General features: G+C 53.9%; 25 protein-coding genes and 1 pseudogene. 19 read left to right on the top strand and 7 right to left on the bottom strand.

Translation table 11 applies throughout. The features are described from left to right. Positions 1–46: 46 nt before the first annotated feature. Positions 47–478, top strand: a complete 432-nt coding sequence (locus IPI63_RS01770) for a universal stress protein (protein WP_292476291.1) — start codon at positions 47–49, stop codon at positions 476–478. Positions 479–944: 466 nt separating this feature from the next. On the opposite strand, the gene IPI63_RS01765 is transcribed toward IPI63_RS01770, so the two are convergent. Beyond that, positions 945–2,003 (bottom strand): M42 family metallopeptidase, encoded by a 1,059-nt coding sequence (locus IPI63_RS01765; RefSeq protein ID WP_292476290.1) that lies wholly within the window; start codon positions 2,001–2,003, stop codon positions 945–947. 66 nt (positions 2,004–2,069) lie between these two features. Between IPI63_RS01765 and IPI63_RS01755 the strand changes: the two are divergent. The 5 genes and pseudogenes from IPI63_RS01755 (at position 2,070) to IPI63_RS01735 (ending at position 7,434) form a co-directional block, all read left to right on the top strand. Beyond that, a pseudogene (locus IPI63_RS01755) lies at positions 2,070–3,340 on the top strand (hydroxymethylglutaryl-CoA reductase, degradative). After that, the gene (pheA, locus tag IPI63_RS01750; RefSeq protein WP_292476287.1) at positions 3,337–4,179 is read left to right on the top strand and encodes a prephenate dehydratase; all 843 of its coding nucleotides are present in this window, start codon (positions 3,337–3,339) and stop codon (positions 4,177–4,179) included. The pseudogene IPI63_RS01755 and the gene pheA overlap by 4 nt, the downstream one beginning before the upstream one ends. 46 nt (positions 4,180–4,225) lie before the next feature. Further along, entirely contained in the window at positions 4,226–5,854 is a 1,629-nt protein-coding gene (locus tag IPI63_RS01745) for a SagB/ThcOx family dehydrogenase (protein WP_292476286.1), read from the top strand. A 157-nt stretch (positions 5,855–6,011) separates the two neighbouring features. Beyond that, entirely contained in the window at positions 6,012–6,620 is a 609-nt protein-coding gene (locus IPI63_RS01740; RefSeq protein WP_292476284.1) for a hypothetical protein, read from the top strand. Positions 6,621–7,020: 400 nt separating this feature from the next. Next, complete coding sequence (locus IPI63_RS01735) at positions 7,021–7,434, top strand: hypothetical protein (protein ID WP_214080385.1); 414 nt, start codon at positions 7,021–7,023, stop codon at positions 7,432–7,434. A 372-nt stretch (positions 7,435–7,806) separates the two neighbouring features. On the opposite strand, the gene IPI63_RS01730 is transcribed toward IPI63_RS01735, so the two are convergent. From IPI63_RS01730 to pyrB, 3 genes are all read right to left on the bottom strand, one after another. Further along, the gene (locus IPI63_RS01730; protein ID WP_292476282.1) at positions 7,807–8,649 is read right to left on the bottom strand and encodes a peptidylprolyl isomerase; all 843 of its coding nucleotides are present in this window, start codon (positions 8,647–8,649) and stop codon (positions 7,807–7,809) included. A gap of 154 nt (positions 8,650–8,803) precedes the next feature. Next, the gene (gene pyrI / locus IPI63_RS01725) at positions 8,804–9,283 is read right to left on the bottom strand and encodes an aspartate carbamoyltransferase regulatory subunit (protein WP_214064634.1); all 480 of its coding nucleotides are present in this window, start codon (positions 9,281–9,283) and stop codon (positions 8,804–8,806) included. A 40-nt stretch (positions 9,284–9,323) separates the two neighbouring features. Continuing rightward, positions 9,324–10,241: an aspartate carbamoyltransferase gene (pyrB, locus tag IPI63_RS01720; protein ID WP_292476280.1), complete on the bottom strand. Its 918-nt coding sequence runs from the start codon at positions 10,239–10,241 to the stop codon at positions 9,324–9,326. A gap of 130 nt (positions 10,242–10,371) precedes the next feature. On the opposite strand from pyrB, the gene IPI63_RS01715 reads away from it, so the two are divergent. Together IPI63_RS01715 and IPI63_RS01710 are read left to right on the top strand one after the other, a co-directional pair. Continuing rightward, a complete protein-coding gene (locus tag IPI63_RS01715) occupies positions 10,372–11,229 on the top strand; it encodes a universal stress protein (RefSeq protein ID WP_214064631.1) in 858 nt (285 codons plus the stop codon). Between the two features lie 228 nt (positions 11,230–11,457). Next, positions 11,458–12,738 carry a sodium-dependent transporter gene (locus tag IPI63_RS01710; protein WP_292476278.1) on the top strand — a complete coding sequence of 427 codons (1,281 nt, stop codon included), beginning with the start codon at positions 11,458–11,460 and terminating at the stop codon, positions 12,736–12,738. A 143-nt stretch (positions 12,739–12,881) separates the two neighbouring features. On the opposite strand, the gene IPI63_RS01705 is transcribed toward IPI63_RS01710, so the two are convergent. Then, the gene (locus IPI63_RS01705; RefSeq protein WP_292476277.1) at positions 12,882–13,616 is read right to left on the bottom strand and encodes a 4Fe-4S binding protein; all 735 of its coding nucleotides are present in this window, start codon (positions 13,614–13,616) and stop codon (positions 12,882–12,884) included. Positions 13,617–13,832: 216 nt separating this feature from the next. Between IPI63_RS01705 and IPI63_RS01700 the strand changes: the two genes are divergently transcribed. The 11 genes from IPI63_RS01700 (at position 13,833) to IPI63_RS01650 (ending at position 19,103) form a co-directional block, all read left to right on the top strand. Next, a complete protein-coding gene (locus IPI63_RS01700; RefSeq protein WP_292476276.1) occupies positions 13,833–14,138 on the top strand; it encodes a hypothetical protein in 306 nt (101 codons plus the stop codon). A 232-nt stretch (positions 14,139–14,370) separates the two neighbouring features. After that, positions 14,371–14,838, top strand: a complete 468-nt coding sequence (locus IPI63_RS01695; RefSeq protein ID WP_214065407.1) for a 30S ribosomal protein S19e — start codon at positions 14,371–14,373, stop codon at positions 14,836–14,838. A 14-nt stretch (positions 14,839–14,852) separates the two neighbouring features. Next, positions 14,853–15,194 carry a DNA-binding protein gene (locus tag IPI63_RS01690; protein ID WP_214065408.1) on the top strand — a complete coding sequence of 114 codons (342 nt, stop codon included), beginning with the start codon at positions 14,853–14,855 and terminating at the stop codon, positions 15,192–15,194. 21 nt (positions 15,195–15,215) lie between these two features. Next, positions 15,216–15,872 (top strand): 7-cyano-7-deazaguanine synthase, encoded by a 657-nt coding sequence (locus IPI63_RS01685; protein ID WP_214065409.1) that lies wholly within the window; start codon positions 15,216–15,218, stop codon positions 15,870–15,872. Further along, positions 15,811–15,963, top strand: a complete 153-nt coding sequence (locus IPI63_RS01680) for a 50S ribosomal protein L39e (RefSeq protein ID WP_214065410.1) — start codon at positions 15,811–15,813, stop codon at positions 15,961–15,963. Before IPI63_RS01685 ends, IPI63_RS01680 begins: the two co-directional genes overlap by 62 nt. Before the next feature lie 2 nt (positions 15,964–15,965). Continuing rightward, the gene (locus IPI63_RS01675; protein ID WP_214065414.1) at positions 15,966–16,232 is read left to right on the top strand and encodes a 50S ribosomal protein L31e; all 267 of its coding nucleotides are present in this window, start codon (positions 15,966–15,968) and stop codon (positions 16,230–16,232) included. Beyond that, positions 16,222–16,887: a translation initiation factor IF-6 gene (locus IPI63_RS01670; protein WP_214065411.1), complete on the top strand. Its 666-nt coding sequence runs from the start codon at positions 16,222–16,224 to the stop codon at positions 16,885–16,887. The genes IPI63_RS01675 and IPI63_RS01670 overlap by 11 nt, the downstream gene beginning before the upstream one ends. 15 nt (positions 16,888–16,902) lie before the next feature. Next, on the top strand, positions 16,903–17,091 hold the full coding sequence (gene rpl18a / locus IPI63_RS01665; RefSeq protein WP_214080388.1) for a 50S ribosomal protein L18Ae: 189 nt from the start codon (positions 16,903–16,905) through the stop codon (positions 17,089–17,091). After that, positions 17,084–17,539 carry a prefoldin subunit alpha gene (gene pfdA / locus IPI63_RS01660; protein WP_292476273.1) on the top strand — a complete coding sequence of 152 codons (456 nt, stop codon included), beginning with the start codon at positions 17,084–17,086 and terminating at the stop codon, positions 17,537–17,539. The genes rpl18a and pfdA overlap by 8 nt, the downstream gene beginning before the upstream one ends. After that, on the top strand, positions 17,532–18,746 hold the full coding sequence (gene ftsY, locus IPI63_RS01655) for a signal recognition particle-docking protein FtsY (RefSeq protein WP_292476272.1): 1,215 nt from the start codon (positions 17,532–17,534) through the stop codon (positions 18,744–18,746). Before pfdA ends, ftsY begins: the two co-directional genes overlap by 8 nt. Before the next feature lie 174 nt (positions 18,747–18,920). Continuing rightward, entirely contained in the window at positions 18,921–19,103 is a 183-nt protein-coding gene (locus IPI63_RS01650; protein ID WP_292476271.1) for a hypothetical protein, read from the top strand. 184 nt (positions 19,104–19,287) lie between these two features. On the opposite strand, the gene IPI63_RS01645 is transcribed toward IPI63_RS01650, so the two are convergent. Continuing rightward, positions 19,288–19,749, bottom strand: a complete 462-nt coding sequence (locus IPI63_RS01645) for an N-acetyltransferase (protein WP_292476269.1) — start codon at positions 19,747–19,749, stop codon at positions 19,288–19,290. Continuing rightward, entirely contained in the window at positions 19,746–20,135 is a 390-nt protein-coding gene (locus IPI63_RS01640) for a DUF2111 domain-containing protein (RefSeq protein WP_292476268.1), read from the bottom strand. Before IPI63_RS01640 ends, IPI63_RS01645 begins: the two co-directional genes overlap by 4 nt. Between the last annotated feature and the right edge of the window lie 24 nt (positions 20,136–20,159).

The raw sequence follows: 20,159 nt of genomic DNA, 5'->3' as shown, positions 1-20,159 counted from the left end.
CTATTTATACAATGTAAGTGAGATAACGGCTCAAAGGTGGGATAGGATGTACAAGCGGATATTGATCGCCACAGATGGTTCAGAGAAATCTAAAGCAGCCGCTAAGGAGGGCATGGAGCTGGCAAAGGCATTGGGAGCAGAGGTCATAGCACTCAATGTGGTCAATGAGGTTGTTATTGCAAGCGCCGTCCGCCAGCTTGGATCGGAAAGGAAAGATGTCGAGGACAGGCTGAAGGCTGCAGGGGAGAAAGCAGTGGGAGAGCTCAAATCCATGGGTGCCTCCGCTGGGGTGAATGTTGATACCGTAGTGAGGATCGGCGCACCCGCAACTGCAATCATAGATACTGCAGGGGCAGAGAAGGCCGACCTGATAGTGGTGGGAAGTCACGGCGAGTCAGGTGCCACCAAGCTGCTGATCGGAAGCGTTGCACAGAAGGTTCTTTATTGGGCCACAATTCCTGTCCTGGTAGTGAGATGATCTGAATGGAATCTCTGGTATTGGGAACGCCCTTTCTCTACTTCTCGTTTGCTATAGTATTCGTAGTAGGAGTGGCCTTGGGTTATCTTGTGATCAGTCTTATCGGCTCAAGCTGAAACCCTTAGCAGATAAGGGCACCGGTTAACCCCGGTGATAGCTTTTTATTACAAACATATTTTTTATTACAAACATATTTTTTATTACAAACATATTTTTTATTACAAACATATTTTTTATTACAAACATATTTTTTATTACAAACATATTTCGTTACAAACATATTTCGTTACAAACATATTTCGTTACAAACATATTTCGTTACAAACATATTTCGTTACAAACATATTTCGTTACAAACATATTATTATATATTTTATCTACATTCTTTTTTATTTATCCAAAAAACATTTTTTAAAAAAATTGAAGACAAACAGCCGGGCGAAAAAAAAGTTGAACTGATATGATGTCAAGCCCCATCCCTGAAGTATCTGGATGCTGTCTCCAGGCTCCTGGCCATCAGATCTGCTGCCCTGTCTATATCCTTTAAATTCAGCACCTCTACCGGGGAGTGGATGTAGCGGGTGGCGACGCTTATCACCCCGGTGGGAATCCCGGATCGGGTTAGGTGAATGGCAGTGGCATCTGTGGTCCCCCCGTCAGAGGCCTCAAGCTGAACTGGAATCTCAAACTCCTTGGCTGTTCCCACCAGCCACTCAATCACCTGAGGGGAGGCTATCAACCCCCTTCCCGAGCCATCGGCCAAGACCAGAACCGGGCCTTTGCCCATCTCTATGGGCGCATCCTTCTTCTCGATCCCCGGGTGGTCGCCGGGTATGGTCACATCAGCAGCAATAGCGATATCCGGGTCCAGGCCAAAGGCGGCGGTCTTAGCTCCTTTTAAACCCACCTCCTCCTGCACTGCAGCCACAGCATAGATGGTGGACTTCGTCTTTGTCCTCTTCAGGGCCTCGATCATCACCACCAGGCCGGCGCGGTTGTCAAAGGCCTTGCCGGTCACAATATCTCCCTGAAGGGGGGCAAACTCTCTATCTATGGAGATGGGGGTGCCAGGCAGGATTCCCAGCCTCTCTGCCTCCTCCTGGCTGGAGCAGCCGATATCGATGAACATATCCTTTGCCTCCACCACCTTCTTCCTATCCTCATCCTTCATCACATGAGGCGGCTTGGAGCCGATCACCCCCACCACAGCCCCGGAGCTGGTATGAATGATGACCCTCTGGTTGAGGAGGGTTTGGTCAAACCAGCCGCCGATACGAATGAAGCGGATGAACCCTTTCTCATCTATCTGCTTTACCATCAGGCCGATCTCATCTGCATGGGCATCGATCATGATCGATGGGCTCTCCCCTTTTTTCGTGGCTATGAGGTTGCCAAGCTTGTCCACTCTCACCTCGTCCACATAAGGAGAGATCTCATCCTGTACAATCCTCTGCACTGAGCCCTCCCATCCGGATATGCCATGTGCATTGCTCAGCTTTTCCAGCATTCTTTTAATATCGCTCATCGGATTCACTCCTGGTTATGGGAATAAAGTTTTTCCCTTTACAGCGACTTCCATATCTTGATAACGATGATCTCCAGAATACCAGGGTTCTATAAGCTTCCCCCCGAGGAGAGGCTCAAGACAGTGGCAGAGCAGGCAGCAATTGGATCAGAGGATATCTCTCAGGTTGAGAGGGGCCTGCTCCTCGATCAGGCGGAGAAGATGGTGGAGAATGTGATTGGAATGTTCCAGGTGCCCCTGGGCATCGCCACCAACTTCATGATCGATGGCCAGGAGGTCCTCATACCTATGGCCACTGAGGAGCCCTCAGTGATAGCTGCGGCGAGCAATGGCGCTCGCATGGCCCGCGGAGGGGAGGCTTTCTCACCTCCAGCACCGGGCCGGTGATGCGCGCCCAGATCCAGGCCACAGGGATCGATGATCCCTTCGCCGCCCGCCAGGCCATCCTCCTGCGCAAGGATGAGCTGATGGCGATGGCCAATGAGCTCGATCCCATGCTCATCAAGTATGGGGGCGGGGTCAAGGATATCGAGGTTTATGTCATAGACTCCCGGCTGGGGCCCATGCTCGTCACCCATCTCATCGTCGACTGCCGGGATGCCATGGGGGCAAATGCTGTCAATACCATGGCCGAGTCTCTCGCTCCCCGCATAGAGCAGATAACCGGGGGCAGGGTCTATCTGCGGATCATCTCCAATCTGGCTGACCTCCGCCTGGCCAGGGCCAGAGCGGTATTCAGGGCGGAGGATATCGGCGGCCCGGAGGTGGTCGATGGCATCATCCTGGCAGCAGAGCTGGCTGTGGTCGACCCCTATCGGGCAGCCACCCATAACAAAGGGATCATGAATGGTGTGACGGCTGTGGTTCTGGCAACAGGAAATGATACCCGGGCGGTGGAGGCGGGAGCCCATTCCTATGCCTCTCAGACTGGCCGTTATACCTCTTTGACCAGATATGAGAGGAACAGGAATGGCGATTTAGTGGGAACGATTGAGCTTCCCGTGGCAGTGGGACTGGTGGGGGGAGCGACGAGGGTCCATCCGGTGGCCAGGACTGCTGTGAAGATACTGGGGGTTAAGAGTGCCGACCACCTCTCCCGCATTATCGCTGCCGTGGGCCTCTGTCAGAACTTCGCCGCCCTGCGCGCCCTGGCCTCAGAGGGAATTCAAAGGGGGCATATGTCCTTGCATGCCCGCAATGTGGCCGTCCAGGCGGGGGCGAAGTGCGACCTCATCGAGCTGGTGGCCGCCCGCATGGCAGCAGAGAGGAGGATCAATGTGGACCGCGCCGCTGAGCTATTGCGGGAGCTGGAGGAGAAGGGGCCGGAGGAAGTTTGAAGACCAGGATAGGAGTGCTCGGCCCAGAGGGGACCTACTCTGAGAAGGCGGCTTTGATCTGGTCGGAGGGCATGCCCACAGCGAGCCTGGCCTACTATGAGGACTTTGATGACGTCCTGCGAGCGGTGGAAGAGGGCGAGCTGGACTACGGGATCGTCCCCCTGGAAAACAGCCTGGAGGGAGCAGTGACCGTGGTCAATGATCTTCTCCTGCGTATGAGTGTGGTGATAGTGGGGGAGGTCAATGTCCCGGTGAGGCACTGCCTGGTGGGCCGGGGGGAGGGAGAGATCAGGGTCATTCTATCCCATCCCCAGGCATTGGCTCAGTGCCGCCAGTTCATTAGAGAGCACTATCCAGGAGCGGAGACCAGAACCACGGGATCGACCAGCCATGCCGCCCGCCTGGCGCAGGAGTTTGGGGAGATGGCGGCGATTGCAGACGCCGGAGCAGCAGAGAGGTACGGCCTGCGCATACTGGCCAGGGATGTACAGGATGTGAGGGAGAATGTCACCAGGTTCATAGTGACAGGACGGCAGAGCCCTCCCCCCTCGGGCAGGGACAAGACATCGCTCATCATCCACCTGGATCAGGACAGGCCGGGGGCCCTTTATGCTATATTGAAGGAGTTTGCCGAACGCAACATAAACCTGACCCGGATAGAGTCCCGGCCCAGCCGCCTGCGCCTGGGGGACTATTACTTTTATATCGACCTGGAGGGGCATCAGGATAACAGCGAGGTTAGGGATGCCCTGGAGAGGATAAGGGCCAAGGCGGGAATGGTCAAGGTCCTGGGATCCTATCCCGCAACGGCTGAAAAAGATAAAAAGATAAGAGGATAGGGCGATAAAATAACTGTAGCTCAGAGGATAGCATAGAGAGGTCACATTGTCCGGACAACTGGATAGGATCATCGCTTATCATCGGGAGACAAAGCATCATACCAATAGAATGGCTCGCGGCCCGGGAAGGATGGATTGGGCAAATCAGCCCGATCCCTACCGCAGCTATGAAGGGGCAGAGAGAATCGCCCTGGATCGCTTGGGATTCGAGGGCATATCTGGCCAGCCCAGGCCCCTTTCTCTGAACAGGGAAAACCTCTCCCGGTTCTTCTTCGAGAGCCTGGCCCTCTCCGCCAGGAAAGCCGTTGCGGGCTCGGAATGGAGCCTGAGGGTCAATCCCTCCAGCGGCAACCTCCATCCCACAGAATGCTATCTATTGGCGGGAGGAGGCGAGAGGCTGGACCTCTCTTCAGGGATATACCACTACCAGCCAAAGGATCATTCCTTGGAGTTCCTGGCGGGATTGGATGATGAGGGCTGGCAGTCCATCCATCTCCCTCCGGGCGCTCTTCTTCTCATCCTCACCTCCATCCACTGGCGCGAGTCCTGGAAGTATGGGGCGAGGGCCTTTCGCTACTGCATGCTCGATTTGGGGCATGCTCTGGCTGCAGCCGGCGAGTCGGCCCGATGCCTGGGCTGGGAGATGGCCTTGCTGGATGACATGGGCACGGAGGATCTGTCCAGGATCTTATGGAATGGGCCGGAGGGATTGGATGCCGATCTCCGCTCCGGGGCGGAGAGGCCTGATCTGATGCTCACCTTATTCAGCGATGGCAGGGCTCATAGAGTTGTAGAGGGCCTCGCCTCCATTGCCAAGCTCAGGAGCAGAAGCCTTCCCCTTCGCCCCAATATCCTGAGCCCCAGCATCATCCCCTGGCAGGAGATCGATATGGTGAGCCGGGCAGCGAGAAAGCCGGCCACCTCTGATATCTATCATCGATCCCATCCAATGGCCGAGAAGATGCTGCAGGATGAGCCTGGAGAAGGATCGGACCCATCCAGAAAAGCAGACTCGTCATCGCATTACTGCCACCTCCTCCGTCACCGGCGCAGCGCCCAGGCCATGGACGCCAGGGCCATGATGCCTCTGGAGAGCTTTCATTCTATCTTGAAGGCAACACTGCCCGAAAGGGCAAATCCCGCTCTGCCCTGGAGGCCGCAGGTCAATTTAGTCCTCTTCGTCCACCGGGTGGAGGGGATGGAGCGGGGGTTGTACATCCTCTTGCGGGATGGCAGCTCAAAACGGGAGCTGAAGGAGGCGATGGACCCGGATTTTCTCTGGGAGAGGCCATCGCGCACTCCCGCTGGCCTGCAGCTCCACCAGCTCGCAGCGGGCGATGGCCGTCTGGCGGCCAGGGAATCCTCCTGCCGGCAGGATATAGCTGCGGATGGGTGCTTTGCCGCTGCCATGATATCCCGGTTTGAGGAGCCCATAGCTGAGTATGGCCCCTGGTTTTATTCCCGCCTGTATTGGGAATGCGGCCTGATCGGGCAGGCGCTTTACCTTTCAAGCGAGGCAGAGGGCTTTCGCGGCTGCGGAATAGGCTGCTTTTTCGATGATATGGTGCACAGCATGCTCGGCCTCTCGGGCCTGGGGCATCAGGACCTGTATCACTTCACTGTGGGCCGGGCGCTGATCGATCCCAGGCTGATCGACCTGCCCTCCTATGGCTGAACGAACTGCGATCCAAATCGGATTGCCCTTCTGGAGAGCGCCTCTAACGTACATCCAATGGCCTCCTGGAGAGTGCCTCTGGCTATACATCCAATGGCCTTCTGGAGAGTTCCGCTGCCACCAAAAGGATGAAATGCTCTCCAGGAGATGAGCCCTGATGATGATGGCAAAAAGAGCAGTGCAGAGGGAACGAAGGATATTTTATATTGCCCTTCTCCTGGTGCCCATAATGGTGGCTCCAGCCCATGCAGGCCATGAATTCGGACCGCTTGGGCCCTATAATGTCTCTTTTGATATGAATACCACAGAGGATTATACAGTCGTGGTCGAGGCCCCCACCCAGGGAAGAACCTCTGAGGGGATCAATTTCACCCGGCATAACCTGACTGTGGATGGCAGTGATCACTTCATCTTCCTCGTTCTCACCAAATACGACGAGCCCATGCTCGCCAATGTAACTGCCAATGCTTATGTTGTCTGGGATGCTCTGATGAATGCGGGGGCGAGCAAGCCTGTCATCTATCAGCCTCTAATCGACGGAAAGCCAGGGGTGCTGGGCCGCTTCCGGTTCGAGAGGCAGGATCTGGGAGGGGGAAGGTATGAGGAGGGCGATCTGATCGTCGCGGCCAGCTACTCTCCCGACGGCAGAGAGGATGAGGACGGGATCTACAGGGGAAATACCGACTGCCGGGTCATATCCACCTTCCCCTGGGATGTCATCAGAGATATGCTGAATACCCTGCATGTGCAGGTGCCTGAGAGATGACCGGCGCGCACAAAAACGGCCGCATCAAGGCCGATCAAATCTTTTATCAACCACCGCGAAGAGGCCATCAGATCGCCAGGCACAGAAAAACCTGCACCAATAGCCTGAAATCAGCCTGAATGAAATAAGCAACACTTATCGAGTCCTTCCAGTATGCTGATGAGCATAATGCCATATGATATTCGCCATGCCTACACGATATGCGCCATGCCTACACGATATCGTTTATATGTCTGAAAGTTTTTTGAGGCAAATATTATATTTCTTTATTTCAAACGCTCATCTCCTGCCACTGAAATAGGTAAATTCAGCAGCAAGAGGTTCATGGAGGATTCATATAGACGCTAGGTGATATCTACATAAAAATCACCTTTTAATATTGGGCTGGAATACATGGTGGATGGAGGAATCAGAAATAAAAGCGATCAAGTTTATATTGGCAGTGCTCGCACTGGGGCTCTTAGTTGCCGTAGGGGCAGCCTTTGAGGGCCACGACGGATCATCTCATGGAAAGCCATCACATGGTCATCACGACTTCGGAGGCTTCCACGACTGGCTCAGTCCGGGGGCTTACTATTATTATTCCTATAGCTACTACCCGACCTATACCTACACCTACCCGGCCTATTACTATCCCGCCTACTACTACCGGACCTACGCACCCGTCTACACCTACACTGCTCCAGTGGTGACCACCCCCGTGGTGTATGACCCCTGGTGGTCAGTGAATGTCTATGGGTTGGGTGCTACCACATACTACTACACCAGCAGCTGGTCCTGGTCGTCATATGGCGGCGGATTTTACTTCCGCTAGATGGGCAGATAGCATAAAGAAGCAAGATGTACAGAAGAAGCCGGATATACAAAAAGAAGCCTGATATACAAAAGAATCCAGATATACAAAAGAAATAAGATATGCCAAGACGGGCATGAGGGAAGAGGGCGGGCTGTGGTCGGGCAGCCCGCCCGCTCACCTCGATATGATGCGATATCTCATAATTCAGTCGTGTTCACTGCTGTTTTCTATGGGCGAATCTGGGGATACTATCTCTCTCCTCTTTGCGCCTTTGCTTCTCTATGATAAAACCAGGATGCTTGGGCCTCACCATAAAAAGCAGCAAGGCACAAAGAAAAAAATCCGGTGGACAATGCCACCACAATTCAGTGAAGAGCCTTCACTCTTCTCTCAGAAGGCAGTCTTCTCTCCTGAGACCGAGCTCTCCTCTGAGACTGAGTTCACCACTGAGGCAGGACCCTCCTCTGGGGCGGGACTCTCCCCTATCGTCTTGGGCTCCATGCCCTGGGGCAGATCCTGTGCTCCCCCGGCCTCGCTCTCCTTTCCCGGGGGCGAGATCAGCTCCGCCCGGACCCTCTCTCCCTTATGCTTCTCTATGTAGTGCACCTCTTTCATGCCCAGATGCTGGATTATCAGATCTGCCAGACCGCGCCGGATCATAATCCATTCCTTATAATAGTTCAGCTCCCAGGGAACGGTGATCACTGCTATCTCATCCTTTATCTCAGCTTCAAGATTCACCCGGCCAAAGGTCCTGATGAGAGCTTTAAGCCTCTCAGTCTGGTCCTCCACCGCCTCCCTTATGCTGTACTCATAGACCACCGTTTTTCCTGCTAAAGGATGGTTGAAGTCTATGCTCACCTTTCTGCCGATCACCCTGCTGACGGTTCCTGCCCGGTCATCAATGCTCACCTGCATTCCTGGTACCGGCCGCTCCTCCTTGAACCGGTTCAATGGCACCGTCTCAATCTTCTTTGGGTCGTGCAGGCCGAAGGCATCCTCTGGCCCCAACTCCACCCGGCCAGAGTAGCCTATCTCTTTGCCCACCAGATCATCCTCGAAGCCTTTCACCAGCTGGCCTGCTCCCATCACTATCAGGTGGGGGCCGTACTGGATGTCCTCGCTGTAAATACCCCTCTCCTCAGCCAGAGCCTTCTCAGTGGTGGCAATCGCCTGGTCGTCAACGAACTCTGTATAATCGATTCTGATGAAATCGCCTTTTTTTACTGTCATCTCATACTCCATCCTGATGTTGCTGAAGGCCTATCCTCAACCTGCGCCGTCAATTTTCTCGATCCTATCTATACCTTCGCATCCCTATGCCCTGGGCGGCTCCTCTGGCTGGGGTTCTGAAGGCTCATTCAACTCGTGCGGGATGCTTGACCGCTCAGATCAGGTATTCTGCTATCCCCTCAGTGAGGGGCTGCTCGCAGTAGAGGCAGCGGAGCAATACCGGATTCTTTCCTTTGACCAGCATGCGGGACTTTATCGGCTCTTGGGTATTGGATATGCAGTTGGGATTCTGGCAGCGTACCACCCCCACGATCTCATCAGGCAGATCCACTGGCCGCTTCTCGGTCACCTTGCAGTTGCGGATGATATTGATGGAGGCTGCCGGGGCGATCAGGGCGATCCGGTCCAGCTCCTCCTCTCTCAGCTCCCGATCCTCGACTTTGACTATATCCTTTCTTCCCAGCTTCTTGCTCTCCACATTCATCACCACTGAGACTGTGGCGCCGGTGGTGCCAGATATTCCCAATATCTTCAGGACGTTTAGGGCCTGGCCCTCAGCAATGTGGTCTATCACCGTTCCGTTATTGATGGGCTTGACTCGAAGCCCGCCGGGCTCATCCTTCGATCTATCCATCCTCTCATCCTCTCTCAATGCTGCCGGGAATTCCGCCATCCTAGCCGCCTCCAATTAGCATCTTCAGTAGGGCCATTCTCACCGGTACTCCATAGAAGGATTGTTGAAAGTAGCGGGCATGGATGGTATCATCAACAGTTGGCGATATCTCATCCACCCGGGGGAGGGGATGCATGATGATCAGATCCTTCGGCGCGCGGGCCAGGAACTCAGGGGTGATGCGGTAGCTGCTCGCCACCCTCTGGTACTCCACCGGGTCTGGGAATCTCTCCCTTTGGATACGGGTCATATAGAGCACATCCACATTGTCTATCACCTCGCCCAGGTCAGATGTCTCGCGCACAATGGTGCCCTTGCTGGAGAGGTCGGCCTTGATGGAATCGGGCATCCTAAGAGTGAGGGGGGAGATCAGGGTTATGTCTGCTCCATAAAGGGATAGGGCATAAGCCAGGGAATGGACAGTGCGCCCGTACTTCAGATCGCCAACCAGGGCGATATGCAAATTCTCCAGGTGGCTCTCCTTTCTGATGGTATACAGATCCAGCAGGGTCTGGGTGGGATGGTGGCCTGCTCCATCTCCGCCATTGAGCACCGGTACAGGGGAGAACTGGGAGGCCAGACGGGCTGAACCCTCCTTGGGATGGCGGATGACCAGGGCATCGGCATAACCCCCTATCACCCGAACTGTATCCGCCAGCGATTCCCCCTTGGATATGGAGCTGCCCTCTGCCGGGCCGAGGCTTATAACGCTCCCACCGAGTCGCTTCATCGCCGTCTCAAAGGACATTCGAGTCCTGGTGGAGGGCTCGAAGAAGAGAAGAGCCAAGATCTTGCCCGCGAGCATATCGCTCTTCCTCCCCCGAGCCATGGGTTCCAGAGATTGAGCAAGATCCAGGACGGAATCGATCTCCTCTTTAGAAAACTCTCGCATGCTGAGAACATGCCTCTTCATGAACATGCTCGAACACTTCAATTTCTGAGATAATAAGCCTTGCACCCGCTAAGCCCTGCACCCGGTAAGCCTTGCAGCCAGTGAGCCTTGCAGCCGACACCACTACATTGATAAGCTATTGAGATGAAAGAGCATTATGTTTCAGAGGATTCTTATTCCAACAGACTTTTCCAGGTATTCGCAGAACTTGCTCGAGTGTATAGCTGAGCTTCCCGGCGAGAAGAGCGTAGTGCTCTTGCATGTGATCCAGAGAAAGACAGTGGAGCGAACATGGGATCCGGCTGCTGAGGTCACAGAGGCTCAGGAGAAGATCGAGGAGCAGAAGCACTACCTTGAAGCCTTGCGGATTGCTGTAAAGACCAGGGTGGAGAGCATACTGGAAGGCAATATCGCAAGGACCATCCAGAAGGTTGCAGATGAGGAGAATGCCACACTGGTTATGATGGGGGCACGGGGCATGGGGAGGATCAGCGGCCTGTTTCTGGGGAGCGTCTCCCGTGATGTTCTGCGCTATGGGCGAACCAATCTCCTGATAATGAGATACAAGGTCTTAAAGGGGGATAACCTGGGCCGGTTCTGCAGGAGCCTCTTTGCCAGAGTCATCTGCCCCACAGACTTCTCTCATCTAGCAAAGGATGCAATACTCGCCATAAAAGAGGTGAAGGCAGTGGGCGAGATCGGACTGGTATATGTCGTCTCCAGCGGGGAGACCGATGAGCAGATAGATGCTGCTATCCGGAATGCGGGCAGCAAGCTCAACGACATCATCAAAGAGATTGAGAGACCTGGCCTGAAGCTCAAGGCCCATGTCCAGGTGGGAGATGCAGCACAGGAGATAAGCTCCCTGGCAGATAAGGAGAATGCATCATTGATCGCCATGAGCTCCCATGGTGCCGGGTGGCTGGAGCAGATGGTGGTCGGCAGCACGACATATGAGACCGCCAGGATAGCCAACCGACCTGTTCTGATTGTGAGAGTGGGAAGGAAGGCCTGATCCCAATTTTTTGCAATCACCCCTTTTTACAGAGGGCCGATCTCCACTCTGCTTCCCTCCGGGTCGATTTCTCTCCGGCCATTTTGGGTGGACAGAGGAGCGGTTAGTGGAGAGAGAAGCGGTTAGTGGAGAGAGGAGTTTTCGGGCGGATAAATGAGCTTTTTAGGTAGATAAAGAAGCTTTTAGTTGGATAGATGAGTTTTTAAGTGGAGAGAGGAGTGTAAGAAGTTGGAGAGATGGTCTTCTCGCCTGGTTTTCATCCTGGCAGCTATAGGCTCAGCAGTGGGCATAGGCAATATCTGGCGTTTCCCGATGATTGTGGGGCAGAATGGAGGAGGAGCCTATTTAATTCCTTATTTCCTGGCTGTGGTCTGCCTTGCTGTCCCCCTCATGATCCTGGAGATGGCAGTGGGAAGGCACTGGCGGTCAAATCTAGTCGCCTCCTTTGGCCTGGCGGGAAGAAAGCTTGAGGCCGTAGGCTGGTTGGTCTGCCTGATAGTCCTCCTGATCCTGAGCTATTACCTTGTCATAACGGGCTGGACTCTGGCATATCTGGTCTTCTCCCTCCTGGGCAGCGGTGTCAGCTTTTCCGCCTTCAGCTCATCACTTCAGCCGGTGATCTTTTTTATGATCTCAGTGCTGGTGACGGGAGTTATTGCAAGCCTGGGGGTGAACATGGGAATTGAGAGGATCGTATCTTTTATGATCCCGTTTGTATTCCTCATTCTGTTGGCTTTGACCCTATTCTCCATCAGCCTTCCCGGATTTCGCCCCGGCATGGACTTCTTCCTCCGGCCGGATTATTCAATGCTCAGCCGGCCTGAGGTATGGATAGCGGCTATCGGCCAGGCATTCTTCTCTCTGTCCGTCGGCATGGGCGTTCTCATCACCTATGGATCCTATCTAAAAACCGATGCTGATATACCACAATCTGCCCTGATCATCACGTTCTTTGATCTTCTCGCCTCCATGCTGGCTGGGATGGTCGTCTTCTCTTTGGTCTTCACCTTCGGCCTGGAGCCTGCTGCAGGCGCTGAGCTCGCCTTCTCCACTCTGCCTAGGGCCTTTGGATTGATGCCTTACGGCAGGGTCTTCTCCGTTCTCTTCTTCGCCCTCCTCTTCTCTGCCGCCCTCACCTCAGCGATATCCATGATGGAGGTGAACGTGGCTGCCATCATGGGCCAGAGTGGAGTGAGCAGAAAAAGAGCAAGCCTCTTTCTGGTGATCCTCCTGGCAGGAATAGGCGCCCCCTCCGCCCTGAGCTACAGCTCTCTTGATCTGAGATTTTATGGATCAAGGATCCTGGATCTGATGGATGTGAGCGTGGGGACAGTTGGGCTTTCCTTTTCTGCCCTCTTAGTGGCCATAGCCTTCCGCTGGTTCATATCCGATGACGTACTGGCGCGCGAGACACATCTTTCCAGAAGGCAGCTATCTGCTGTCAGCAACCTCACAAAGTATGCGATACCTATCGCCCTGCTGATGATAACCGTTGCCATGATAATGTAGCTTCAAGCAAGCCGTTGTCCGGCCTTCTTGACTTTGTGCCTTTATGCAAAATCGAGACTCTTGAGCTTCATCACAAAGAGAGCAGGGCACAAATCCGGCCTTGAAAATAAATGCCTGAATCATTCGCTCACGGAAAAAGGTCCTCAAAACGAAAAACGGATTGCCCGGCTCGGGCATACAGCAATGCAGCAGCCGCATAGTATGCACTCGGCATTCTCCATGCACCCCTGCTCAACCATGCTGCTCACCTCCAGTCCCATAGGGCACTCATTTGAACATCTTCCGCAAGCAGTACACCGGCCTGGATCTGCCGATAGGTGAAGTGCAGGCCAGCGAAAGAGGGTTTGAACCTTCCTCCCGATAATTGCTATCACTGCAATCGGGCAGAAATAATGACAAAAGCCGCGCTTTCCTGCCAGCAAGGCAAATAGAGTGATGAAGGCGATCTGAACTAGGTATATCACATATGCACCCTCTCTGGCAATGGAGATTCCATGATCGGTGCGATAGAAAGGATCTATGCTCATCAATCCTCCAGAGGAATGAACTGCAGAGATGAGGGGGATAAGAATCAGCGCTAGGAATGCGAAATACTTAAGCCAATTGAGAATAGCGATTTTTACTTTATTATTGTTTACATGAAAGTAAATTTCTTGAAGCCCTCCAGCCGGGCAGAGCCATCCACACCAGAGCCTCCCTAAAAAAAGCGAACTGGCAAAGATCAGTATGAAGACAATCATGCCTCCAGTTATAATCCCTTTGGAGGCCCCATCTATTATTATTGGACAGGATATATATGCGAAAGTAACTGGCATCAGGACAAATGAAAAGATGATTAAGGCCATTCTGGCCCTCTGCCTACCCATGGGTTTTTCCATGTTAGAACTCACATGTCGCTTTAGATATTTAATAGATGCTCTTTTAGCCCATTTTGAGCAGCATTCTCTTATAGCCGCGTGCTGGATCGATATCGCCTGCCTTATCCAATGCATGAACTGCCTTGTCTTGCTCTATTGGGCCCAAAAAGCAACCCTTTTATTTCCTCATGCCCTCTTCCCTGCCTTTTTCCCTGCCTTTTTCTATGCATTCCTCCAATGAAGATTGGTTCTGATGACCCCGTCAACTGCCGCACCCGAAATGGTGTAGCTTGTAGAAAGCGATTAGCCTGCTACAACTGGCGCATTGACAGGCAGCCTGCTATGATCAGAACTGTTGAAGGTAACGATGCTTCTGGATGCATTCAAATCAGCATCGATCTTGAGATCGATGAGAATGATGGCCTTGAAACTGAAGGGATGGTGAGCATTTGCCGCCATCGCTGCTCACTTAATCCCTTCCGCAATGGGATTTCCTGGATTGAATTTGACCAAGAACTGCAGCACAATATCTGCCAATGTTGATGAGATCATAGTCTATTCATTTTATCTTAAAAATAAAAATACAAAGTTCAATTGGCGATTCATCACCGCCGATTCCCAAGCTGAGCTATCTTATACCAAGGCTTCATGAAGAGATCGACCAGCGAGGCCAGACAGCGAGATCGGTCAACAGTTGGATGGTTGAAAAAGCATTTATACTTGTTTCGGCGTAAGGGTTCTGGTTTGTTCCTTATCATCTCGGAGGATTGAAGAATTGACAACTGTTTACGACGTACCTCCCCATGACTTGATAGCCGCCGCGGCTGAAGAGCTGAAGGCGGCGGGCAAGGTCCAGCCACCGGCTTGGGCTGAGTTTGCCAAGACTGGGGTAAATAGGGAGATGCCACCCATCAATCCAGACTGGTGGTTTGTGCGGTCGGCATCCATCCTGCGCAGGATATATATCGATGGGCCGGTGGGAGTATCCCGGCTAAGAACCTTCTATGGCGGAAAAAAGCACAAGAGGGTGGTCACCGGGACCTTTGCCAAGGGCAGCGGATCAGTGGTAAGAGAATCCCTGCAGCAGCTGGAGAAGGCCGGGCTGGTCAAGAAGTTGAAGAAGGGGCGGCAGATGACTCCAGAGGGCCAGGCATTCCTGGACGGCATAGCCCATAAGCTGGCCAGCAAAAGAGAGGTTTCAATTGAAGCTGCATCTGAACCAGCCGCAGAATCAACAGCATAAGGAGGAATCTAAGAATGGCTGATGATGAGCTTGCAGAACTGAGAAGAAGGAGGCTGGAGCAGATCCAAAGGCAGCAGATGGATTCACAATTAGCTGCTGCTCAGCAGGAGCAGGCTCAGCAGGAGATGGAGGCCAAGAAGGCAGCCTTGATGAGGACCATCCTCACTCCTGAGGCTCGCGAGAGGCTGAATGCCATTCGCATGACCCGACCAGAGTTCGTCTCTCAGATCGAGGCCCAGCTCATCATGCTTGCACAAAGCGGCAGGCTGAGAGGCCCGATCACTGATGAGCAGCTCAAGGCGATACTCACCCAGGCCCAGCCCAGGAAGAGAGATATCAATATAACCAGAAGATGAGAATCTGGGAACCAGTCGGTTATGAGGGTCGTAGTCCTGTTCTCCGGCGGAAAAGACAGCAGCCTGGCGGCCCTTCTCCTCGAGCCATTCTTCGAGGAGATAGAGCTGGTGAACTTCAGCTTCGGCCACGACGATTCCTGGACGAGAGCAGAAGATGCAGCAAGAGAGCTGGGACATCCCCTGAGAAGGGTGATCTTCAGTGCGGATGTTCTGGAGAGAGCCCTGGAGATGCTGCAATCCACCGGCTATCCCTATGACGCTCTCAATTATATTCATCCCATTGCAGTAGAGACAGTGGCAAAAGAGTGCGAATTTGTGGCGGACGGAACAAGAAGGGATGATCGCGCCCCAAAGATGGACTTCGGCGCCATCCAAAGCCTGGAAGACCGGTTGCACGTGCAATACTTAAGACCCCTGGCGGGCCTGGGCAAAAGAGCCATCAAGGCCATGGCCTCGCGCTATTTGGACTTCGAGGAGGCTCTCTCCGAGAGGTATCCTGCCTCGGACTTCGAGGTGGGCCTGAGATATGCGCTTCGAGAGAGGCATGGCCAGGGGGAGGTCGACAGGATCTTCCCCTCCAATCATACGCACACGAGAGTAATTCGGAGGAAGAGATTTGTCCAAGAAATTAAAGGGCAAGAAGATCAGGCTTGCCAAAGCATTCAATCAGAATCGTAGGGTCCCCTCCTGGGTCATAGTCAAGACCATGAGGAAGGTAGTTGCTCATCCAAAGAGAAGATATTGGCGAAGAAGCAGCCTAGAGAGATGACAATGACGGACACAGAGAGAGTCTACACCATACCCCTGGGTATTGTGAAATGCGTTCCCGTTTACAGAAGGTCCAACCGGGCCATGACTGAGATAAGGAATTACCTTGCCCGGCATATGAAGGTCCCAGCCGAGGATGTGAAGATCGACCCCGGCTTAAACCAGGTGATATGGAGAAGAGGGGCTGGCAAACCTCCAAGGCGGGTTAGGGTACGGGCGGTTAAATTCGAAGACGGCGGAGTGGAAGCAGAGTTTGCCGGTGAGAGATAAGAGGACAAAGATCGCCGGCAGCAGTCTTCTGGGGGTCTTCGCCCGCTGCACAGATGATCTGGTGCTTCTGCCGGCAGATGTTGGAGAAGAGGATCTGGCAGCAATAGAAGAAGAGCTTGAAGTTAAGGCGGTATCTATCCCGCCTGGCATAGGCTCGGTGGTCGGCTCGCTCATATCTGCCAATAGGTGCGGATTTGTGGTCAGCCGCCATGCTGATGCCGATGATCTGAGAATACTTCGCCTGCATGGTAATGTCTCCAAGCTGCCTGCCAGGATCAATGCTGCGGGCAATGTGATTCTGGCCAACGATAGTGCGGCTTTAGTTCATCCCGCCCTCTCCACCAAAGCCTGCCGGACGATTGAGGAGACTATGGAGGTGAGGGTGCAGAAGGGCACCATAGGAGGCCTGAGGACGGTGGGCATGGCCGGGGTTGCCACCAACAAGGGCCTTCTTGTCCACCCTCGGGTATCAGAGCAGGAGATAGCAGTGCTAGAGGAGCTGTTCGGACTGCCCGTGGACGTGGGCACAGTCAACCTCGGCTCGCCTCTGGTGGGCTCAGGTCTGCTGGCGAATAGTTTTGGCTACCTGGCAGGAGAAGAGAGCACCGGTCTGGAACTGGGCCGCATTGAGGATGCATTGGGTTTCCTGGCATAATAAAGGTGAGAATTCATGAACAATTTTGAGATCAAGGGAAGATATAAGGGCGGACTTATCGGCAAGACCTGGCTTCCTTTCAGCAAGGTAGTGAAGAGCCAGAATGAGGCTAATGCCGTAAATAAGGTCTACTCCCTTATGGGCAGCAAACATGGCCTGAAAAGAGGCCTCATCAAGATAGACGAGGTGAAGATCATTGAGTAGCTCTCCTGGAAGCGAGGAGGAGATCAGAAGGCTCCTGGCCGCATATGAGCAATACCAGGTCCAGGCAGAAGGAATCTCTCATCAGCTCGGCCTGACTCAGATCGCCGCTCAGGGCCTGGAAAGGGCTCTTGGCGCTGTTGAGGCTCTGGAGGAGGCGGAGGTTGATCAGGAGATTCTGGTTCCCATAGGCTCTGGATCTTTCATCCACGGCAAACTCGCCTCCAAGGAGAATGTGATCTTGAATGTCGGGGCAGGTGTGAGCATAGAGAAGAGCCCTGCCGAGGCCAAAGAGATCCTGAAGCTGCGCAAGAACGAGGTCCTTGAGGGCTCGAAAAAGCTCAGCGAGATCCTTGCCAAGATCGATCAGGAGATGCAGAAGATTCAAGGGATGATGCAGCAGTACGAAAGCCGCTTTGGCGGCGGACAGGAGAGCGAAGGGGTTGTTTAACCGGTTCAAGGAGAAGCTTTCCGGCTACAAAGAGGCCCTCTCAGCCAAGATCGCGGAGAAGGTTTCTGCCTCTGGAGCAAATAAAGAGCCGCGGCCTGAGGAGATCGAGGCCGAGGGGAGACTGGCTTTGGAGGCAGAGGGCAGCAGCAGGAAGGATTCCAGATCGAAGGGATCTGGAGAAGGGCCCAGAAAAAAGTCCCCAGAGGAGAGCCAAAGAGAGGCCGAAAAGGCTGCATCTCTTCCCTCTGCCCTGGAGGAGCCCCAGGCGCAGGCCCCGGACAATGAAAAGGCTGATAATAAGAAGAGCAGATTCTCATTCCTGCAGAAGGCCAAAACACTGGTCTTCGAGCAGGAGATAATCCTGGAGGAGAAGGATCTGGAGGAGCCCATGTGGGCCCTGGAGATGGCTCTCATGGAGAGCGATGTCGCCCTTCCAGTAGCAGAGGAGATCGTGCGAGAGGTCAAGTCCGATCTGGTGGGAAAGAAGAGGAAGATCGGGGCGGACACCGGCCAGTTGGCTGAGGACTCGCTCAGAAGTGCACTGATAACCCTTCTCTCCAGGAACCATCTGGACTTCGATGAGTACATCCGCACGAAGGAGAAGCCGGTCAAGATCCTCTTCGTGGGGGTGAACGGCACTGGCAAGACCACCAGCGTCGCCAAGGTGGCTAAGTATCTCTTGGACCAGGGCTACTCTGTGGTTCTGGCGGCAGGCGACACCTTCCGGGCGGGGGCGATTGAACAATTGGAGGTTCATGGCAACAACCTGGGGCTGAAGGTGATAAAGCACAAGACCGGTGGGGATCCGGCGGCAGTGATCTTCGACGCCATCGAGTATTCCCGCGCCCATAACAAGGATGTCGTTCTGGCGGATACAGCTGGGAGGCTGCACACCAACATCAATCTCATGGACCAGATGAAAAAGATCGTCCGGGTCACCAATCCTGATCTGCTGATATTCGTGGATGAGGCAATAGCAGGCAACGATGCCGTTGAGAGGGCGCGCCTCTTCAATGAGTCGGTGCCCATCGGGGGATCGATCCTCACCAAGACGGATGCCGATGCCAAAGGAGGATCTGCCATATCCATCGCCCATGTCACCGGAAAGCCGGTGCTCTTCTTGGGCGTAGGACAGACATATCCCGATCTGGTGAAGTTCGAACCCGAATGGCTGGTGGACAGACTGATGGGTGAGGCAGAGGCATAGATTTTTTCCAGAGAGCATTCGACACCACTCTTGATGATCTCCTGGGCAGCGACGCAATGGCCTTCGGTCCTGCCGATTAATTCATCTACATCGCCGGGGCACTCAGGGATTTCTTAGGCAGGACCTATGGCAGGACCTATTATCCGTCCAAAGGGAAGGTAGCTGGAAAGGCCTATGCTGCATTTGCCGTCGGGCGGGAGCAGAGGAGAGATCGCCCTTGAGGTGCTCGATTGCATCTGCAGGCCATTACAGCCGACAAAACCATCCCCGGCATCTCCTGCCAGGGGCCCCCTCGCCCGGTATCCTGGCGGAGTGCAGAAGAGCAGGGCAAAGCTGATGGAGGCGGCGGAGAAGTGAGCTGCAGTCTTCCCTGCTCATATCGAGGATAACAGGGATTCCTGGCTGGGAAGATCCTCATCTGCACATCGCCCGCGCAAATCAGCGAAGAGCCAGAGTTTTTAGATCAGTTCTGAAGATCAGTTCTGAAGATCAGTTCTGAAGATCAGTTCTGAAGACCAGTTCTGAAGATCAGTTCTGAGGATCAATTCTGAGTGCCAAACTCGACGGAGGGCAGAGCCTTCCACATCCTCACCGCATGGCATCCCTGGCCGTAGTAGTTGCGGATGATCTCCCTTTCCCTGTACCCTGCCTTGCGATACAGCCTCCGGGCACCGGGCTTCTCCAGGGCGGCCTCCAGGCGGACGGCATTGGCGCCCATCCGGGCGAGCCTCTTTTCCATGGCCAGCAATAGCTTAATTCCTATTCCCCTCCTCCGGTAGCCAGTATGGACATCCAGGGTATAGACTGCGCCTGCACTCCCGCTGGTATATCCGATTATAAATCCCAGGATCTGATCCTCAGGCTCACAGGCGACTATTGCCACAGCATAACGGATCAGATAGGCAAACACCCCCGGAGGAAATGCCGTCTCCTCCGGAAAGCAGAGCGATTCGATCTGCAGCATCTGCGGCAGATCCCTTGGCTCTGCTCTGCGAATTCTCATCTCTTCTCTTGGACCTTCCCTGAAACCTGCGCAACTACATTCGAATAGGCCCCAAAGACCTCAGGGATATCGATGGTTCCAATTACATCCACTATGCCGATGGCGGCAACAGCCTTGCCCTGCTGCAATACCGGGGCGACGGATACAGGAATGCCTTTAAAGGTCCCGCTCTCGGGGATGGTTCGGATGGGCTTTGCAGTTCTTATGGCCTCTTCCAGGACCGGACCGGTATATTCCCCATCCACCACCTTGCCATCCTCCACCCGGACACCAGGGTGTTTCGCCCCCCTCATGGTCACAGGAAGGCGAACGATCTCATTTATGGCAATTGCGAGATCTGCGAGTTGCTCAGATCTGGCCTCTTCAGATATCACCAGTTTGGACATATTGATGTTATATGGAGGCGATAT

Origin of the sequence: Methanothrix sp., from assembly GCF_016706325.1 — an archaeon.
Classification (GTDB): Archaea; Halobacteriota; Methanosarcinia; order Methanotrichales; family Methanotrichaceae; genus Methanothrix.
Note: the sequence above shows the minus strand (reverse complement) of the source record. Positions and strands in the feature narration are given on the sequence as shown.

Coding starts and splice junctions, on each gene's coding strand:
- IPI63_RS01765 (WP_292476290.1), bottom strand. CDS start 2,003: ATGAGCGATATTAAAAGAATGCTGGAAAAGCTGAGCAATGCACATGGC.
- IPI63_RS01705 (WP_292476277.1), bottom strand. CDS start 13,616: ATGGAAAAACCCATGGGTAGGCAGAGGGCCAGAATGGCCTTAATCATC.
- IPI63_RS01735 (WP_214080385.1), top strand. CDS start 7,021: ATGGAGGAATCAGAAATAAAAGCGATCAAGTTTATATTGGCAGTGCTC.
- IPI63_RS01650 (WP_292476271.1), top strand. CDS start 18,921: ATGCTGCATTTGCCGTCGGGCGGGAGCAGAGGAGAGATCGCCCTTGAG.
- IPI63_RS01675 (WP_214065414.1), top strand. CDS start 15,966: ATGACGGACACAGAGAGAGTCTACACCATACCCCTGGGTATTGTGAAA.
- IPI63_RS01690 (WP_214065408.1), top strand. CDS start 14,853: ATGGCTGATGATGAGCTTGCAGAACTGAGAAGAAGGAGGCTGGAGCAG.
- IPI63_RS01715 (WP_214064631.1), top strand. CDS start 10,372: ATGTTTCAGAGGATTCTTATTCCAACAGACTTTTCCAGGTATTCGCAG.
- rpl18a (WP_214080388.1), top strand. CDS start 16,903: ATGAACAATTTTGAGATCAAGGGAAGATATAAGGGCGGACTTATCGGC.
- IPI63_RS01640 (WP_292476268.1), bottom strand. CDS start 20,135: ATGTCCAAACTGGTGATATCTGAAGAGGCCAGATCTGAGCAACTCGCA.
- IPI63_RS01685 (WP_214065409.1), top strand. CDS start 15,216: ATGAGGGTCGTAGTCCTGTTCTCCGGCGGAAAAGACAGCAGCCTGGCG.
- IPI63_RS01770 (WP_292476291.1), top strand. CDS start 47: ATGTACAAGCGGATATTGATCGCCACAGATGGTTCAGAGAAATCTAAA.
- pyrB (WP_292476280.1), bottom strand. CDS start 10,241: ATGTTCATGAAGAGGCATGTTCTCAGCATGCGAGAGTTTTCTAAAGAG.
- IPI63_RS01740 (WP_292476284.1), top strand. CDS start 6,012: ATGATGATGGCAAAAAGAGCAGTGCAGAGGGAACGAAGGATATTTTAT.
- IPI63_RS01700 (WP_292476276.1), top strand. CDS start 13,833: ATGAAGATTGGTTCTGATGACCCCGTCAACTGCCGCACCCGAAATGGT.
- IPI63_RS01730 (WP_292476282.1), bottom strand. CDS start 8,649: ATGACAGTAAAAAAAGGCGATTTCATCAGAATCGATTATACAGAGTTC.
- pyrI (WP_214064634.1), bottom strand. CDS start 9,283: ATGGATAGATCGAAGGATGAGCCCGGCGGGCTTCGAGTCAAGCCCATC.
- IPI63_RS01645 (WP_292476269.1), bottom strand. CDS start 19,749: ATGAGAATTCGCAGAGCAGAGCCAAGGGATCTGCCGCAGATGCTGCAG.